Raw genomic sequence first — 16,919 nt, 5'->3', positions numbered from 1 at the left:
ACGACTTAAGCGGTTTGTTTGCCAGCTATGATTTTTGTTTCTTCATCGTTACTTGGTGTTTGTAAGTGCGCGGGCGTGAACGCTTCACAATCCATATTACGCTGATCCATAAAACGTTTAACGGTTTCTGCACAGTATGCTTTCCTACAGCATTGAGAAAGCAGCATTTCGTGGCGCTGTACGCGCTCGCGAATAAATTTAACAACCAACCCTCTAAGCCACTGCAATCCAGCATCTTGGTCTTGCCGCTTATGCCACATAACCGACAGTGGCGAGCTTATAATCTCCACTGGTGTCTCAAATACCGCTAGTTCGCCGGAAAATATTTCTTTTTCCATTACCAAAGAAGGGGCAACACAAATCAGATTACTCTCTTTTAATAACGGTGTGGCGTTATAAAATTGGTTTACTGACATCGCCACGCGGCGCTTAAGGCCTAAATTCGCTAGCACCTGATCTGTAGGGCCAGTCACGTCGCCGGTAACGGAAACCAGAAGGTGATCTGCCGCGATGAAGTCTTCCAGCGTTAACTGAGACTTTGCTAATGGATGATCGGGGCGCATTACCACCACCCAACTGGGATCTAATACATGTTCTGCGCGAATAACAGAGCCTGGCTCCTGATATTTAGAGAAAGTGAGTTCTGCTTCAGCATCTTTGAGTATTTTATCGGTTTCCATGTCGTAATTAGGAATGGCATGGATATTAATTCCTGGCGCTTCATTTTCAATAACTTTGCGAAGCGGTCCCCACACCATGGAGACAATGCTGTCAGTTGCTGCTATACGAAAGGTACGTTTAGCCGTTGCAGGGTTAAAGTCAGTTGGGTTAACGGCAACTTCGAGCTCACCTAATGGCCCCTGAATTTGGCTCCATAAGTTTTTAGCAAATGAGGTAGGCTGAATACCACGTCCATCTTTAACAAATAGTTCGTCATTCCAAGCGGTGCGCATGCGTGAAAGCGCATTAGAGACCGCCGGCTGCGTCATTGATAACCTATCAGCTGCGCGGGTAATGGCACCCTCTGTCATGATGGCATCAAAAATCATCAACAAATTTAAATCATGTGGGCGCATTGTTTTCTCTACTGTCTATTAGGTACGTTCATCTACCGATTTATCAATCAATAGTAATTTTGTATGTAATTCAACTGACATAGTTTAGTTATAGGTTATAGCGAAAAGTATTTACTTTCCATATGAATGAGACGAGCGACACTGATACATTTCAACGCCGCAGCCCACTATTTACTTAAGTTTCGGCTTTTCCTATAGATTTTTTGGTTTGCTCTGTAGCAAAACGCTTCTTAATTTAAAAAAAAGCCCTTTCCTTCGGGAGCTATTCTCAATATATAACATCATGTGATGTGTTTCATATAAAAAGATAATTATTTTTATTGTTTGGGGATGTGCATAATGCGCGGCATCAAACTTTAGTTTAATTTTTAAGAGAATCTTGCAATGAAAACTTTTACCCGTTTATTGGCAATAGTAAGCCTAACTGCGCTTGTCGCTGCATGCGGTGGTGACGAGCAGGATCCAAGTCAATCAATGAGCGCTAGCGCAAATGCTGGTGTTCCTGTTGATGTGGCAACGGTAGTGTCTCAGCGTTTAACCGAGTGGGATAATTTTACAGGCCGTTTAGAGTCTCCGCAAATTGTAGCGCTTCGTCCTCGCGTGTCGGGCTACATTGACTTTGTTGCGTTTGACGAAGGCGAATATGTCGAACAAGGGCAAACTCTATTCTTAATTGATAACCGCACGTTTAAAGCAGAAGTTGATCGACTGACTGCACAACTTGAAGAAGCCAAAAGTCGCGTTCAGTTGGCTGAGCAAAACTATAGCCGTGCTTTCAAACTTCGTAAAACTCAGGCGGTTTCTGAAGAAGTTCTTGACGCTCGTTTAGCTGAGAAAAACCAAGCGCTTGCTAGCTTAAATCAAACGCAAGCCGCACTTGAAGTAGCGCGCCTAAATCGTGGCTTTGCTCGTGTTGAAGCACCTATTTCTGGGCGTATTTCTCGCGCAAACATCACTGAAGGTAACTTTGTTACCGCAGGACAAACTGAACTCACCCGCATCGTTTCCACCGACCGATTGTATGCGTATTTCGATATTGATGAGCAGACGTATCTGAACTACGTAGGTAGCGATAACAATGCGTCTACCGCAGTCAATGAACAGCCAGTAGCGATGCGCCTTGCTAACGAGTCTGATTATAACCACTGGGGTCAAATTGATTTCATCGACAACCAGGTTAACGGTAGCACCGGCACACTTCGCGTTCGCGCCGTATTTAATAACGAAGAAGGTCGTTTAATTCCGGGATTATTTGCACACTTAAAATTGGCAGGTGACACCGATGAACAGGGCATTCTTATTAAAGAAAAAGCTATCGGCACAGATCTTAATAATAAGTTTGTACTGGTTGTAAACGACGAAAGTAAAGTGGAATACCGTGCGGTTAAGCTAGGCGACAAAGTGGGCAGCATGCGCATCATCACAAGCGGCTTGAATGTAAACGACACCATTGTGGTTGATGGCTTACAGCGCGTTCGCCCTGGTGCCCAAGTTGCCGCTAACGAAGTGCCTATGGGTGATGAAGATGCTCTGGCAAACTTATCTAGCTGGCAGTCACGTGTTGATAACGCAACACAAGTAACCCAAAACATGGCGCAGGTTGAGGATGTTTTATCTGGTGGTTCATTTGCCACAGGTACAGCAACAGCAGGTCTTAAGTAATGAACATTTCGCAGTTTTTCATTAGCCGCCCAATTTTTGCGGGCGTGCTTTCCCTACTTATTTTTATAGGTGGTGCAATTGCTGTCTGGCAACTGCCTATCACTGAATACCCAGAAGTAGTGCCGCCTACCGTGGTGGTAACTGCGAATTATCCTGGTGCAAATCCAGAAGTTATCGCGGAAACAGTTGCAACGCCGCTAGAGCAAGAGATAAACGGTGTTGAAAACATGCTGTATATGTCATCACAGGCAACCAGTGATGGCCGTATGACGCTAACAATTACGTTTGCCATTGGCACTGATCCAGATGAAGCTACAACGTTGGTACAAAACCGTGTAAATCGCGCTACGCCACGTTTACCTCAAGAAGTGCAGCGCCTAGGTGTGGTAACTGAAAAATCGTCACCAGATTTAACCATGGTTGTGCACCTGACGTCGCCTGATAATCGTTATGACATGCTTTATCTTTCAAACTATGCCGATCAGTTTGTTAAAGACGAGCTAGCGCGAATCAATGGCGTTGGGCAAGTGCGCCTGTTCGGTGCTGGTGAGTTCAGCATGAGAGTGTGGTTAGACCCCAACAAACTGGCTGCGCTCCAGTTAAACCCTGGCGATGTGGCAGCAGCTATAGCCGATCAAAACCAGCAAGCGGCGGCAGGTAGCCTAGGCGCACAGCCTACGGGCACCAGCGAATTTCAGCTGCTTATAAATGTGCGCGGCCGTTTAAAAGATGAAGCAGAATTTGAAAATATTATTGTTAAGTCGGGTGAGAATGGTGAAATAACGCGTCTTAAAGATGTTGCGCGTATCGAACTAGGTTCAGAGTTTTATGCACTTCGTTCACTTATTAACAATAACCCTGCTGCAGCGGTGCCGGTTTTCCAAGCACCAGGCTCTAACGCAATTCAAATTTCAGATGACGTTCGCGCTCGTATGGCGGAACTGTCAAAGGCGTTCCCTGAAGGCCTTGAATACGAAATAGCCTACGACCCTACCGTATTTGTTCGCGGTTCGATTGAAGCGGTAATTAGTACACTTCTTGAAGCCGTATTGTTAGTTGTACTTGTTGTTGTACTGTTCTTACAAACATGGCGTGCGTCTATTATCCCACTCGTTGCAGTACCTATTTCACTTGTGGGAACGTTCGCCTTTATGCAGTTAATGGGCTTCTCGCTTAATGCACTGTCGCTGTTTGGTCTTGTGTTGGCAATCGGTATTGTTGTGGACGATGCTATCGTTGTTGTCGAAAACGTAGAGCGTAATATCTCTGAAGGCAAAGCGCCGTTTGAAGCCACCGTACAGGCAATGAAAGAAGTAACCGGTCCTATTATTGCCACAACACTGGTGCTTGCGGCGGTATTCGTACCTACTGCTTTCATGAGCGGGCTTACCGGGCAGTTCTATAAGCAGTTTGCGCTAACAATTACTATCTCTACGGTAATTTCTGCAATTAACTCGTTAACGCTTAGCCCTGCATTATCTGCATTGCTGTTGAAACCTCACGGTAAGGCGAATGATTGGTTAACCCGTTTAATGGATAAAGTGTTTGGCCGCTTTGTATTTTCACCGTTTAACCGTTTCTTTGACCGCAACTCAAAGCGTTACACCGGTGCGGTGGGTGGGCTTATCCGCAAGAGCAGTGTCATCATGGTGCTTTACGCGGGTCTGCTAGGGCTCACTTACTTCCAGTTTGCCAATACACCAACAGGCTATGTTCCGCCGCAGGATAAGCAGTATTTGGTGGCCTTTGCTCAACTGCCTAATGCAGCAAGCTTAGACAGAACTGAAGAAGTGATCCGTGAAATGTCTCGTATTGCTATGGAACACCCTGGTGTTGAAGATGCGATTGCATTCCCTGGCTTGAATATTAACGGGTTTACCAATAGCCCAAGCTCAGGCGTGTTGTTTGCAACGCTGACTGACTTTGATAAAAGAACGACGCCTGATCTATCTGGTGGCGCCATTGCCGCCCAGCTTAACCAGAACTTTGGGTCTATAAAAGGTGCCTTTGTGGCGATATTCCCGCCGCCACCAGTAATGGGGTTAGGCACGATTGGTGGTTTCCGTTTACAGGTCGAAGACAGAGGAAACCTAGGCTTTGAAGAACTTGAGCGCGTAACGCAAGAAGTGATTGGCAAAGCGTGGGCACACCCAGCCCTTACCGATGCATTTACCAGCTTCACTGTTGCTGTACCTCAGCTCGATGTAGATGTAGACCGTGAAAAAGCGGTAAGCCAAGGTGTAAACATCGATACCTTGTTTACCACCATGCAGGGCTACTTAGGTTCGTTATACGTGAACGACTTCAACTTGTTCGGTAGAACTTACCAAGTAAATGTACAAGCTGATGCCCAATACCGTCAGGATATTGAGAACATTACGCAGTTTAAAGTGCGTAATGCACAAGGTGAGATGATCCCGCTTGGCTCATTCTTGAACATTGAGCACAGTGCAGGCCCTGACCGTGTTATGCACTATAACGGATACGTCACCGCTGAAATAAGCGGTGCAGCAGCGCCAGGTTATTCTTCTGACCAAGCGAAGGCGGCTATTGAAGAAATTCTGGCTGAAACGTTACCACTTGGCATGACTTACGAGTGGACTGAGATCACCTATCAGCAAATATTAGCGGGTAATGCATCAGCGTTTGTATTCCCATTAGTTGTGCTTTTGGTGTTCTTAGTACTGGCTGCGCAATACGAAAGCCTGCGTTTGCCACTGGCAATCATATTGATTGTTCCCATGACCTTGCTGAGCGCACTTATTGGTGTGCAAGTTTATGGGGGCGACAACAATATTTTTACCCAAATAGGTCTGATTGTACTGGTTGGCCTTGCAACGAAGAACGCCATTCTTATTGTCGAGTTTGCAAAAGAGCTACAAGACAAGGGGATGGACGCGCTTTCAGCCATTAAAGAAGCAAGTCGCTTACGTCTTCGTCCAATACTAATGACGTCCATTGCTTTCATCATGGGTGTACTGCCAATGGCGGTATCAACCGGTGCCGGCTCTGAAATGCGTCAGGCCATGGGTGTGGCAGTATTCTCAGGCATGATTGGTGTTACCGTATTTGGACTTATCTTAACTCCGGTATTTTATTACCTGATACAGCGTAAAGGTTAACTCTCCCGTCTACCCAAGCGTTGCCCTCTTAAGGGGCTCTTTAGGCCACTCATTTGAGTGGCCTTTTTTTTGCCACCATTGGTCAGCTTTTATCTCGTTTTGTGAAACCGAAAAGCTTATATTCGCTCGTATCCTGTTGAAAACAGAAAGAATGGAGATTCGAATGAAAATAGGTGCGGCGATAGTAATGGCGATGGGCATGGTGGTTGCTGTGTCTTTGCTTGGTGTTCAGGTGTCTTCTGCCATGAACGATATGCAAACGTGGGATAGAGTAGTAACCGTAAAAGGATTGTCAGAGCGAGAATACATTGCTGATCAGGTTATTTGGCCTATTCAATTTGTCGACGCGGGCAACGACTTACCTCAACTGTATGAACATATCGAAAAGAATAGCCTTCAGGTGGCTAACTTTTTAGAAGATAAGGGCATATCAGCAGAAAGCATTACTATTGGAAAGCCTGAAATAAATGACAAATTGGCGCAACAATACGGAAGTAGTGAAAAAGCGCCATTTCGCTACAGTGCCATTCAAACCGTTACTGTCTTTTCAAATGATGTTGAAAAGGTGCGAGCGCTTATGCAGCAAATTGGGGAGTTAATTAAAACGGGTATCGTATTATCAGACCAAAGCTACCGCGCTCAGCCCGATTATGTATTTACCCGCTTAAACGAAGTAAAGCCGGAAATGATTGAAGAAGCTACGCTCAATGCGAGAGAGGTGGCGGAAAAATTTGCCAAAGATTCAAAAAGTACGTTGGGCAAAATTAAGCGCGCTAACCAAGGGCAGTTCAGTATTTCTAGTCGCGATAGTCATCATCCACATATAAAGAAAGTGCGCGTGGTGTCTACCATCGAATATACCCTTATTGACTAATATTCATGCTATGCTAATACGCTCACGCAATATTGAGTAGAACGCGCATTTGTGCACTTTATGTATTAGATTACTGCTAATGTCTACTGGCTAGATTCGCCTATATGCGTTTTAATTTAGGATAGTGCCGAGTATTCTCAAGCACTTAAAGCTCATTGACTAAGGGTGGTAAGCCTGAAATGACGGATCTCAAAGCGCAATCTAAGCAGCTTGAATTTTTTGAAATCCCAAGTCCTTGTGTAGGTGTCTGCGAGTCTGGTCCAAGAGGGTACTGCAAAGGCTGCTATAGAAGTCGTGATGAGCGCCTTTATTGGCTTAAAGTTGATGATGCAACAAAAAGAAAGATAATTAGTGCGTGTGTACGACGTAAAAATGCAGTTTTATCAAAATTACGCAAAACGCAAGCACTGAAGGGCGAGGAGGCGGCACAACAGTTTTCTCTTTTCGATGAGCCGCCTGAAAGTCGTTAAAAAAGAGTTTGAGATTTATTAATGCCGTTAGAAAAGTATGTTTCGTATGCTGCGAAATCATTTACGCTACCCGAAATTTGCGTGCGCTTACGCTCAACGCTAGACAATCCTCGTTCGAGTATTGAAGACATCGCTGTACTAATCAGTGCCGACCCCTCTCTCACTGCTAAGGTGTTACGCCTGGCCAATAGTTCGCTTTTTCGTTTCCCCTCTCAAATCGAATCTGTAACAAAAGCCATAAATGTAATCGGTGGCGAAGCCCTTTATAATTTGGTTATTGCTGAAACTGCAACCACTGCGTTTAAGCATTTTGATACATTGCTAATTGATTTAGACAAGCACTGGCATGCTTCTGTTTATTGCGGGATGGTGGCGAAGAGTCTAGCCATGCGGCTGAATGTTCGTGGCGCCGAACGCTTTTTCGTGATGGGTATTTTGCAAAACCTTAGCGAGCTCATTGTTGCGAAGAAAGAGCCTAAGCTTTATGACAATTACCGAAATGGGAAAAAGAGTGACTTGCCACATATTGAGCAACTGACCCATTTCGGTTTTACCTTTGCACATTGCAGCGGTATCATACTTGAAAAATGGCACTTACCGATTGGTCTTTTTTATCCCGTATCATTTATGAACGATGCAGCAAAATATACTTCTGACGTTGATGTATGTGTTCTTGCAATTGCAAGTCGTATAACACTTAGTCAACTTGATAAAGAAAACTATGCTGACATTGAACTTTTTACGCCAGAAATAGCCAATACAGTAAGTCTCGACATGGAAGTGATAAGTAATTCAATTGAATATGCTGAGCAAGAAACAGCAAAAATTGTGTCGCTTATTCACTGAGCTTTCAGTGCATCAATTCTGTCACCGCACTTTTATATTGTAAATCAGAGTAAAGCTCTCCCAGAGGATTGGTATTACGTGCGTCTCGAATAGACGTAATCTAATAACTATAATAGCTCGACGTAAAATCAGATTATGTTTAGAAAAATCTTCCGGCCACGTGTTGTTGTAGGTGCCATTTGTATTGGCGTGTGTTTATCTGCAAACGCGAGGGATCTTATTGAAACGCTTTATCATGCAGATTTTACTCCCGACGCCGATGATGAAATACCGCGTTTTACATTAGACGGAGAGCTCGGTGTTTTAATTAATACAGGCAACACGTCTGCAGCAAGCGTTAAAGCGGCGGTCAACGCTGACCACGAAACCGAAAACTGGAGCAGTATTTATTTTGCTGAACTGCTTTATAAAGAAAGTGGTACGCCGACCACAGAGCGCGATATCAGCGCACAGCGCTTTTTCACGAGCGCACAATTCGACTATAAACTTCTTACGCCGGGACGACGCCTCTTCATGTATGGCGATTACGAAGACGATCAGTTTACCGGTTATGAACACCGTGCTTCACTTGCTGCGGGTTGGTCACAGCGCGTGTGGCGAAATGAAGATAGCGAATTTCGTTATAGTGTCGGGCCAGGGTATACCTTTATTGAAGCGGAAGAAGACAACGAGAGCCTTGTGAATGACGGCATTATAGTGCGAGCGTCTGCCGAGTATAAATATCATTGGAGCTCGGGTGCAAAATTAAGACAATTCGTTAGTACAGAGGCCGGCGAAGAAAATACAAAATCTCGCTCAGAAACCTCGCTTTCTGCCAATGTGTTTGGATCATTGGCAATGAAATTATCATTCATATTAAATCACGAAACAGACACTCCTGAAGATGTCGCGGCGTTAAGCACAGAAACATCGGTAGCGCTGGTCTATCAATTCTTTTAGTCAATTAGTGTAAATTAATAGTCGAATATAGGCTTTTTGCCGCGTTCTCATTGACTGAGAGGTTTGAAAATGTACACTGCGCACCATTGTTTGTGATACCAGTTCCTCTGGTGCATTACTAAATAGACTTCTTTTTAAACTCGTGTTGTACCGCCTTGCAGTTCAAAAGGTATCGCGTACAACGAATGGACCGATAATCAATAGGATTGTTCAATGAAAAAGCAAGTGCTTGCATCTCTAGTTGCAATTTCTCTTTCTCCGGCTGTTTTCGCTCAAGACGATGAAGTGAAGCCTTTTACAATGGAAGGTGAGCTAGGTTTTATCTCTACATCAGGTAACACTGAAACAACATCTATCAGCGCAGGTATTCAAGCGCATCAAGAACTTGAGAAGTGGAGTAACGACTACATTTTAAAAGGTCTGTACAAACAGGAAACTGTTCAACAAGAAAATGATGCAGGCGAGCAAGAAGATATCGAATTTACTTCTGCACAGAAGTTCTTCGGTTCAGCGCAGGGTAACTACAAACTCGCCAACCCAGATAACCGTTTATTCGGATTCGCATCTTATGAAGATGACCGGTTCAGCAACTTTAACTACCAGGCTACTGTAGCTGCGGGTTGGAACCAAAAGGTTCTTCAAAACAAACGCCATACCTTAGAATATTCAATCGGTCCGGGTTATTCTTTTATTGAAACTCAAGACGGTGAAAACCTTGATAGCATGATTGTTCGTGCATCATCAGCATATTCTTGGAAGATTTCTGATACTGCTAAATTCACTCAAACAGTGAGTACGGAAGTGGGGGCTGACAACACTAAGTCACGTGCCGAATCTGCGCTTACGGCTACCATTAGCGGTAACCTTTCTATGCGCCTTTCATTTAAATTAGACCACAACACCAACGTTGATGAAGATGTAGAAAAGCTTGATACTGAAACTGCTGTAAGCCTAGTTTACAACTTCTTCTAAGCCGAACTAATTTGTTTAAAGGTCAATAGGCCCTTCAAAATATCGAAGTAAAATGATAAGCATAAAAAAACGCTGCACACAGTGCAGCGTTTTTTGTTTAGGCTACAAACAAGGCTTCTTAGTGAAGAATGCGAGTCTTAATTGTGCCATCAATTTGTTGAAGCTCTGCCAATGCTTCATAGCCACGGTCTTCTTTAACATCCACAACCACGTAACCAATTTCCGCGTTGGTCTGTAGATACTGGGCTTCAATGTTAATACCTTTTTCTGCAAACGCTTGGTTAATTTGGGTAAGAATACCCGGTTGGTTTCTATGTACGTGAAGCAGTCGTGAACGACCGGTGTGCTCAGGCAGCGATACTTCAGGGAAGTTAACCGCTGATAGCGTAGAGCCGTTGTCGCTGTATTTCGCTAGTTTTCCTGCCACTTCAATTCCGATGTTCTCTTGCGCTTCTTGTGTGCTTCCGCCCACGTGTGGCGTAAGAATAACGTTGTCGAACGCACGAAGCGGTGACTCAAACTCTTCAGTATTAGACTTAGGCTCTACTGGGAATACATCAATTGCTGCGCCATTAAGGTGGCCGCTTTCCAATGCCTTTGCAAGCGCGTCAATATCAACGACGGTACCGCGAGAAGCGTTAATTAAAATGCTACCTTTTTTCATTTGAGACAGTTCTTTCTCGCCAATCATGTCTTGTGTTTGAGGCGTTTCAGGCACGTGTAGCGATACCACATCAGAGGTATTAAGCAGTTTTTCCAGTGACTTCACCTGGGCAGAGTTACCCAACACAAGTTTGTCTTCGATATCGAAGAATTGAACGCGCATACCTAAATGTTCAGCAAGAATACTTAGCTGAGTACCAATGTGACCATAGCCAATAATGCCAAGGGTTTTTCCACGAGCCTCGTAAGAGCCAACCGCAGTTTTTTCCCATTCACCACGATGGGCTTTGGCGTTTTTGCTTGGTACTTGACGAAGTAGAAGAATAATTTGCCCAAGAACCAGTTCAGCAACCGAACGAGTATTAGAAAACGGGGCGTTAAATACCGGGATGCCGCGACGTTGTGTGGCGTCAAGATCAACTTGGTTAGTGCCAATGCAGAAACAGCCAATAGCCACAAGCTTTTGCGCCGCATCAACCACTTTTTCGGTAATTTGGGTACGCGAGCGAATACCAACAAAGTGGGCGTCTTTTATCTTCTCAATTAACTCATCTTCAGGAAGTGAGGTTTTGAGAAATTCAATGTTGCTATACCCATTGCTTTTTAGTGTCTCCAAAGCACTTTGGTGAACACCTTCCAACAACAAAATTCGGATTTTATCCTTCTCTAATGAAACTTTGCTCATGAACTCGCTATCTCTCACTGATGTAATTTGGTTTGCTTGCATCGCCAATCCAAGACTAACTGAACGTACAAGTATTAAAAGCGTAGCTTTGTATAACCTGTGCGGTAATGTGCATCACTACGCTGCTCTGAAGCCTTGCTTTAGCAAAACTGCTACCAAGCTTTTATAATCGCGTTGATTGCTTTCGCTACTAATGACGCGAACCTTAGTTAGCGTAAGCGTTAAAACGCCTCGCACCTCACTAAAGACATCTAGACGTCTAAACGGAAATTAACAGAAAACGCATTAAGTTGAAAGCAGTATTTTGTATAGCTTTTCACCGTACTATACGCCGTGCCAAGCTATCACTTAAAGGTTTCAACACCACTTTCTGTGGCACTTAGTACAATATCTGCGCCTCTTAGCGCAAAGATACCGTTAGTCACTACGCCCGGAATATTATTTATTTTTTGTTCCAGTTCGCGTGGATTAAGAATCTCAAGGTTGTGTACATCTAAAATAACGTTACCGTTATCTGTCACTACTCCCTGTCGGTATTCAGGATCGCCACCAAGTTTTACCAGTTCACGGGCTACAAAAGAGCGAGCCATGGGAATAACCTCGACCGGTAGTGGAAATGAGCCCAATACAGGCACACGCTTGCTTTCATCAACAATACACACAAAAGTAGTTGCGGCGCCGGCTACAATTTTCTCGCGAGTGAGTGCTGCGCCTCCACCTTTAATCATATGTTTGTGTTCAGTAACCTCATCAGCCCCATCGATGTAAACTGAAAGGTTGCTGACTTCGTTTAACTCGAACACTTCAATGCCTAGGGCTTTTAAACGCTCGGTAGATGCTTCTGAGCTTGATACTGCGCCTTCGATTTTATGTTTAATGTTACCGAGTTCTTCAATAAAGAAATTCACGGTAGAGCCTGTACCCACACCGACAATGCTATCTGCTTCAACATATTCGATGGCTGCTTTGGCTACGGCTTGTTTTTTTGCGTTCTGATCCATGGTCATTCTCCGACTTATTGTGTTCGCAAGTGTATCGTATAAGCGTACATGAACCCACAAGTTCGTATATTCAATTTGTTATAATGACTATCACGAGTTAGTAAAATGCAGGGTGCGCGTGGGTGTTACGATAGCATCAAGCGGCACATCCCACGGTGCAATAGGTAGAGCATCTACTTCTTGAATGTCGTGGGCAATGCCTACCAACTTTGGCCTCCGTTTTTTGGGAGGCGAATGAGAACCTATTTGGCGCTGAGTGAAGCTTAATGTACGATCGTAATACCCCCCCCCCATGCCTAAGCGATTACCTTTATTATCAAAGCCTACAAGCGGCATAAGAATAACATCACATTGCGTAACAGGAACAACGTTTTTACAAGCCAACACGGGTTCTTCAATGTTGTATTTGTTCCAAATAAGCTGGGTGTTTGGTTTGTAAGATAAGAAAAGTAGATGCCCTTTGCATACAGGGTGTAGTACAGGAAGTGTGAATCTTTTTTTGCTTGAAGCCTGCCAAACAGAATTGATGTAGTACTTTAAATTAACTTCGCCGTCGTTAACTAAATACCCCGCTATTGTTGTGCCCTCGTTGAGAAAAGGCAGGGCATTGAGTTGTAATACTATGCGTTTTGCAGCATCCTCATGTTGTTCACTAGATAACTCACGGCGCGCTACGCGAAGCTTTTTCCGCAGCTGTGCGCGAGCTTGCATGCTTTCTTGTGAAACGTTTATCTGCATGATTGAAGGCCTTACTCGCTTTAAACCAAAAAGTTAACGATCAGATTCACCTAAATAGTGATTAAGTACACGAACCAATTCACTACTCTCAATGGGTTTGGTCAAGACATCATCAAGGCCTTGCTCACGCAAATGTTCTGGCTGAGTTATCACATCCGCCGTTAATGCGACAATAGGCAAATTTGGCTTGAACCCCTTTATTTGGGCTGTTGCTTCATCGCCTTGAATACCAGGAAGGTTAAGATCCATAAGAACTAAATCCACAGGATTAGACTTGGCGTACTCAACGCCTTCTTCGCCAGTGCTCACTACAGAGAGAGACACGCCGAGTTTTTCGAATAAGGTTTGAATAACTACTTGGTTTATATAGTGGTCTTCAACCATTAAAACATTCGCGGAGTGGCTAACGTTGACTTGCGCCACGAAACTGCGTGGTTCAGATTCAACGAACTGATTTGCACTCAACGCGTCGGCCGGTAAAGTAACGCTTATGCGAGTGCCATAGTTCAACTTACTGCTGACTTTAATAGACCCGTCCATGAGCTCTACAAGGCGCTTAGATATATTTAAGCCTAAGCCGGTCCCACTAATCTGATGCGCATTTTCCATACGCTCGAAAGGTGTGAAAAGCCGCTTTTGGTCTTCATCGCTAATACCAATGCCTTGATCAATGACATTAAATATTACCTTGCCGCTTTTGTATTTTACCTGCGCTTTTACTGACTTGCCGTGATTAGTGAACTTAATCGCATTCGACAGCAAGTTAAGCGCAACTTGACCAAATTTGGTGTCATCGAAAAACAACGAGTCGGGCATAGCGTTATCAATACTGGTGCTAAATACGATACCGCTGTCTTCAGCGCGGATCTTAGTAAGCGAAAATAAGTGGGTGAAAAAGTCTTTGGTATTCACCGCGCGTGGCATCACACGCATTTTCCCCGCTTCTATCTGCTTTATATCTAAAACAGAATTTACTATTTCTAAAAGCCTTTCACCGCTTTGGCTTACATGAGAAAGCGGGGTGGTAAATGACGAGGGTAAATTTAACTTTTGGGTTTCGCCTTCAAGCAACTGACTAAACGTATTTATGGCATTAAGCGGTGTTCTAATTTCGTGGCTTACGTAAGAAAGAAAGTCTGATTTAAATTGACTAGTGCGCTCTAGTTCTCGGTTCTTACGCTTCAGTTCCAAATGCGCAACTACCGACTTACTTAGGGTTTGAAGTGATGCTTTCTGCGCTTCTGTCAGTGTTTTAGGTTTACGGTCAATGGCGCAAAGTGTACCGATTGCGTGTCCCGATGGGGTGATGAGTGGTGCACCAGCATAGAAGCGAATATCAGGCGCGCCAGTTACCAAAGGGTTATCATGAAATCGAGGGTCTAATGTGGCGTTAGAAATTTCGAACACTTCTTCTTGCAAAATCGCATGAGAGCAAAAAGCAATTTCCCGGGACGTCTCTTCAGCATCCAACCCCACTCGTGATTTGAACCACTGGCGATCAGGGTCTATTAAGCTAATAAGTGCTATAGGGGTTTCGCAAATTTGCGAAGCGAGCGCTGTCAGGTCATCAAAGAGTTGTTCAGCTTCGGTATCAAGCACGTCATAGCTGAGTAGTTCGGCAAGACGTTCGTCTTCATTTTGAGGGAGGGGCGCCGCTTTCATAACCGTTGAGTTTAAACCTAGCTGTAAATAAAAAAGGGATTGTGTATTAACAATCCCTTAAACATATCATAGAGCGTAGGTGTCTATGAATAGTTGTTCCAGCTTTTTGTGGTCAACTTTAGTCGCTACCTTTATGGTATTTGCTTCATTCCATAGCGGGCTAGGTGTTGTACCTTTAGGTGCAACTACAGTTTGCCCTCTATCTAGTGTCCCTGTTCCAACACGAACGTGACCTTCAGTCAGTTCAAATAGCTCAGGGTGGCGAAGGTGGGCAATCGGGAATGCATCGTGGAAGAAACACACGCGATCTTCACGGTTTTGCGAGTAGAAATCCATGTAGAACTGGGCGCTTTCTTTCACAAAACCACCAAGGGTATTGTTTTTCTCTTCAAGCTTTTCAACAAAGGCTGGCGAGAAAGGCGTGAAGTTTGTCACGTCCAAACCAAACATGGTCAGTTCCCAGTCTGCTGCGAAAACGATTTCTGCTGCATGTGCATCGTTCCAAATGTTCGCTTCAGCCACTGGCGTAACATTACCTGGTACAAACGCTGCGCCACCCATAATGCTAACGCCTTTTACCAACTTAGGCAGTTCTGGCTCAAGACGAAGTGCAAGTGCCAAGTTACCTAGTGGACCAATAGCAACAATGGTGATTTCGCCAGGGTATTTACGCGCCATATCAACGATAAACTGCGCAGAGCTGCGTGGGTCAAGCTCGGTTTTAGGCGCTTCAGGCTTAATATGACCAAAGCCGTGCTCGCCGTGTACGAAGTGTGCGTACGTTGACTCTGGGCCAACCCACGGCATACCAACACCTTTAGTTACAGGGATATCTTTACCTGCAATTTCACAAAGTGTTAGTGCGTTTTGCGCAGCCATTGTTACTGGAACGTTACCGTAAACGGTAGTTAAGCCAAGTACTTCAATATCTGGAGATTGAAAGGCGAAAAAGATCGCCATTGCATCATCAATCCCCGGATCCGTATCTAATATGATCTTATGTGCCATCAATTTATCTCAGTGCGTCTTGCTAGTTGGCGTGTTTCGCTAAGAAACGATCCACTTCTTTTTGTGTTGGAATACTCTGCGCTGCGCCCTCGCGGGTTACCGCAATGGCTGAAGCTGCACACCCGCGACGCAATGCTTGTTTAGCATCGGTGTGGTTGCTGTATGCAGACAGGAAATAACCGATAAAGGTGTCACCGGCTGCGGTGGTATCTACCGCGTCTACAGAGAATGCTTTTACTTCTACAACTTCATGTTTGCGCAGCATCATTACACCCGCTTTACCTAGTGTAATAATAACTTCGCTGTGTGACCATTGCTCTTTGAACACTGTCACAATATCTTCAAGTTCTTCTTTACCGGTAATCGCAGCAGCTTCGGTTTCATTTACGATAAGTAAATCTACACAGTCTAACGGAAGCTGCTTAACCGACTCGCTCATAGGCGCCGGGTTAAAAGCTACTTTAAGCTGCTTTTCTTTCGCTTGGCGAAGTACTTCTTCAATGCTGCTTGTTTCATTTTGGGTTAATACCCAATCTGAAGGACGCGTATCGTCTAACGCTTGCATTACGGTTTTTGCGGTAATGGTTTGGTTAGCACCACCAAATAATACAATGGCGTTTTCACCGCTAGGCGTGACTTGGATAATCGCGTGACCTGAAGGAACTTCTGAGCACTTTACGCCACGACAATCAACGCCCTTCTTAATAAGAGCTTGTTTAAATGAGGCGTCGTTTTCGTGAATGCTGCCGACGTGTCTTACGTCTGCACCTGCTTGCGCTAGAGCAATAGACTGGTTTGCACCCTTACCACCTAATAAGGTTTGATAATGGGTAGAGGCCAACGTCTCACCAGGCTGCACAAAGTGTTCTACTTGGTAAACGTGGTCAATATTGATAGAGCCAAAATTTATTATTGCCATTTCTTCTTCCGTCGAAAGAGGGCGCTTCCCAGAATGCCGCTGTCCATGTTTCGCCCGTGAACCGAAAAGTTCAGGGCGGAAGTATCACAATTGCCGTAGGCTTCTCGATACGCGTCGAGCTTGCACAATAGCAGCTGTTTCAACTTCCTTGGTTTAAAGCATCGGCCAGGGACATGAATGAACTAGCAAACATCCCAGGAAACATTGTTGTTGTATTAACGCAACAGGGTATAACAAACGCGAGATCCAGTGAAGAGGATCACCTAAAGCGCTTTATAACTA

The 16,919-nt window shown here is 44.5% G+C and carries 14 protein-coding genes and 1 other RNA gene; 7 read left to right on the top strand and 8 right to left on the bottom strand.

Annotation, left to right across the window (positions count from 1 at the left end):
* Positions 1-5: 5 nt before the first annotated feature.
* Positions 6-1,076 carry a LysR family transcriptional regulator gene (locus tag RJ41_RS06790; RefSeq protein WP_039218573.1) on the bottom strand — a complete coding sequence of 357 codons (1,071 nt, stop codon included), beginning with the start codon at positions 1,074-1,076 and terminating at the stop codon, positions 6-8.
* 384 nt (positions 1,077-1,460) lie between these two features.
* On the opposite strand from RJ41_RS06790, the gene RJ41_RS06785 reads away from it, so the two are divergent.
* From RJ41_RS06785 to RJ41_RS06755, 7 genes are all read left to right on the top strand, one after another.
* The gene (locus RJ41_RS06785) at positions 1,461-2,738 is read left to right on the top strand and encodes an efflux RND transporter periplasmic adaptor subunit (protein WP_039218571.1); all 1,278 of its coding nucleotides are present in this window, start codon (positions 1,461-1,463) and stop codon (positions 2,736-2,738) included.
* Entirely contained in the window at positions 2,738-5,860 is a 3,123-nt protein-coding gene (locus RJ41_RS06780) for an efflux RND transporter permease subunit (protein WP_039218569.1), read from the top strand. The genes RJ41_RS06785 and RJ41_RS06780 overlap by 1 nt, the downstream gene beginning before the upstream one ends.
* 163 nt (positions 5,861-6,023) lie before the next feature.
* A complete protein-coding gene (locus RJ41_RS06775; RefSeq protein WP_039218567.1) occupies positions 6,024-6,734 on the top strand; it encodes an SIMPL domain-containing protein in 711 nt (236 codons plus the stop codon).
* A gap of 179 nt (positions 6,735-6,913) precedes the next feature.
* The gene (locus RJ41_RS06770; RefSeq protein WP_039219173.1) at positions 6,914-7,204 is read left to right on the top strand and encodes a DUF1289 domain-containing protein; all 291 of its coding nucleotides are present in this window, start codon (positions 6,914-6,916) and stop codon (positions 7,202-7,204) included.
* A 21-nt stretch (positions 7,205-7,225) separates the two neighbouring features.
* Positions 7,226-8,050, top strand: coding sequence for an HDOD domain-containing protein (locus tag RJ41_RS06765; protein WP_039218566.1), 825 nt, complete (start codon positions 7,226-7,228; stop codon positions 8,048-8,050).
* A gap of 135 nt (positions 8,051-8,185) precedes the next feature.
* Complete coding sequence (locus RJ41_RS06760; protein ID WP_039218564.1) at positions 8,186-8,989, top strand: DUF481 domain-containing protein; 804 nt, start codon at positions 8,186-8,188, stop codon at positions 8,987-8,989.
* Between the two features lie 213 nt (positions 8,990-9,202).
* A complete protein-coding gene (locus RJ41_RS06755; RefSeq protein WP_039218562.1) occupies positions 9,203-9,961 on the top strand; it encodes a DUF481 domain-containing protein in 759 nt (252 codons plus the stop codon).
* A 118-nt stretch (positions 9,962-10,079) separates the two neighbouring features.
* Here RJ41_RS06755 and serA read toward each other — a convergent pair whose 3' ends face one another.
* From serA to ssrS, 7 genes are all read right to left on the bottom strand, one after another.
* The gene (gene serA / locus RJ41_RS06750; RefSeq protein ID WP_039219172.1) at positions 10,080-11,309 is read right to left on the bottom strand and encodes a phosphoglycerate dehydrogenase; all 1,230 of its coding nucleotides are present in this window, start codon (positions 11,307-11,309) and stop codon (positions 10,080-10,082) included.
* Between the two features lie 344 nt (positions 11,310-11,653).
* Entirely contained in the window at positions 11,654-12,310 is a 657-nt protein-coding gene (rpiA, locus tag RJ41_RS06745) for a ribose-5-phosphate isomerase RpiA (RefSeq protein ID WP_039218561.1), read from the bottom strand.
* 90 nt (positions 12,311-12,400) lie between these two features.
* Entirely contained in the window at positions 12,401-13,048 is a 648-nt protein-coding gene (locus RJ41_RS06740) for a 5-formyltetrahydrofolate cyclo-ligase (RefSeq protein WP_240485750.1), read from the bottom strand.
* A gap of 33 nt (positions 13,049-13,081) precedes the next feature.
* Positions 13,082-14,710 (bottom strand): ATP-binding protein, encoded by a 1,629-nt coding sequence (locus RJ41_RS06735; RefSeq protein WP_039218559.1) that lies wholly within the window; start codon positions 14,708-14,710, stop codon positions 13,082-13,084.
* A gap of 66 nt (positions 14,711-14,776) precedes the next feature.
* Entirely contained in the window at positions 14,777-15,718 is a 942-nt protein-coding gene (locus RJ41_RS06730; protein WP_014980008.1) for a nucleoside hydrolase, read from the bottom strand.
* Between the two features lie 22 nt (positions 15,719-15,740).
* Positions 15,741-16,637 carry a ribokinase gene (locus RJ41_RS06725; protein ID WP_039218556.1) on the bottom strand — a complete coding sequence of 299 codons (897 nt, stop codon included), beginning with the start codon at positions 16,635-16,637 and terminating at the stop codon, positions 15,741-15,743.
* 21 nt (positions 16,638-16,658) lie between these two features.
* Positions 16,659-16,841, bottom strand: a non-coding RNA gene (gene ssrS / locus RJ41_RS18860) — 6S RNA.
* Positions 16,842-16,919: the final 78 nt, after the last annotated feature.

The sequence above is a fragment of the Alteromonas marina genome, assembly GCF_000808575.1.
GTDB lineage: Bacteria > Pseudomonadota > Gammaproteobacteria > Enterobacterales > Alteromonadaceae > Alteromonas > Alteromonas marina_A.
The sequence above is the reverse complement of the archived record's forward strand: the minus strand, read 5'-3'. Positions and strand labels throughout refer to the sequence as shown.

Coding starts and splice junctions, on each gene's coding strand:
- RJ41_RS06780 (WP_039218569.1), top strand. CDS start 2,738: ATGAACATTTCGCAGTTTTTCATTAGCCGCCCAATTTTTGCGGGCGTG.
- rpiA (WP_039218561.1), bottom strand. CDS start 12,310: ATGGATCAGAACGCAAAAAAACAAGCCGTAGCCAAAGCAGCCATCGAA.
- RJ41_RS06740 (WP_240485750.1), bottom strand. CDS start 13,048: ATGCAGATAAACGTTTCACAAGAAAGCATGCAAGCTCGCGCACAGCTG.
- RJ41_RS06790 (WP_039218573.1), bottom strand. CDS start 1,076: ATGCGCCCACATGATTTAAATTTGTTGATGATTTTTGATGCCATCATG.
- RJ41_RS06770 (WP_039219173.1), top strand. CDS start 6,914: ATGACGGATCTCAAAGCGCAATCTAAGCAGCTTGAATTTTTTGAAATC.
- RJ41_RS06730 (WP_014980008.1), bottom strand. CDS start 15,718: ATGGCACATAAGATCATATTAGATACGGATCCGGGGATTGATGATGCA.
- RJ41_RS06760 (WP_039218564.1), top strand. CDS start 8,186: ATGTTTAGAAAAATCTTCCGGCCACGTGTTGTTGTAGGTGCCATTTGT.
- RJ41_RS06775 (WP_039218567.1), top strand. CDS start 6,024: ATGAAAATAGGTGCGGCGATAGTAATGGCGATGGGCATGGTGGTTGCT.
- RJ41_RS06725 (WP_039218556.1), bottom strand. CDS start 16,637: ATGGCAATAATAAATTTTGGCTCTATCAATATTGACCACGTTTACCAA.
- RJ41_RS06785 (WP_039218571.1), top strand. CDS start 1,461: ATGAAAACTTTTACCCGTTTATTGGCAATAGTAAGCCTAACTGCGCTT.
- RJ41_RS06765 (WP_039218566.1), top strand. CDS start 7,226: ATGCCGTTAGAAAAGTATGTTTCGTATGCTGCGAAATCATTTACGCTA.
- RJ41_RS06755 (WP_039218562.1), top strand. CDS start 9,203: ATGAAAAAGCAAGTGCTTGCATCTCTAGTTGCAATTTCTCTTTCTCCG.
- serA (WP_039219172.1), bottom strand. CDS start 11,309: ATGAGCAAAGTTTCATTAGAGAAGGATAAAATCCGAATTTTGTTGTTG.
- RJ41_RS06735 (WP_039218559.1), bottom strand. CDS start 14,710: ATGAAAGCGGCGCCCCTCCCTCAAAATGAAGACGAACGTCTTGCCGAA.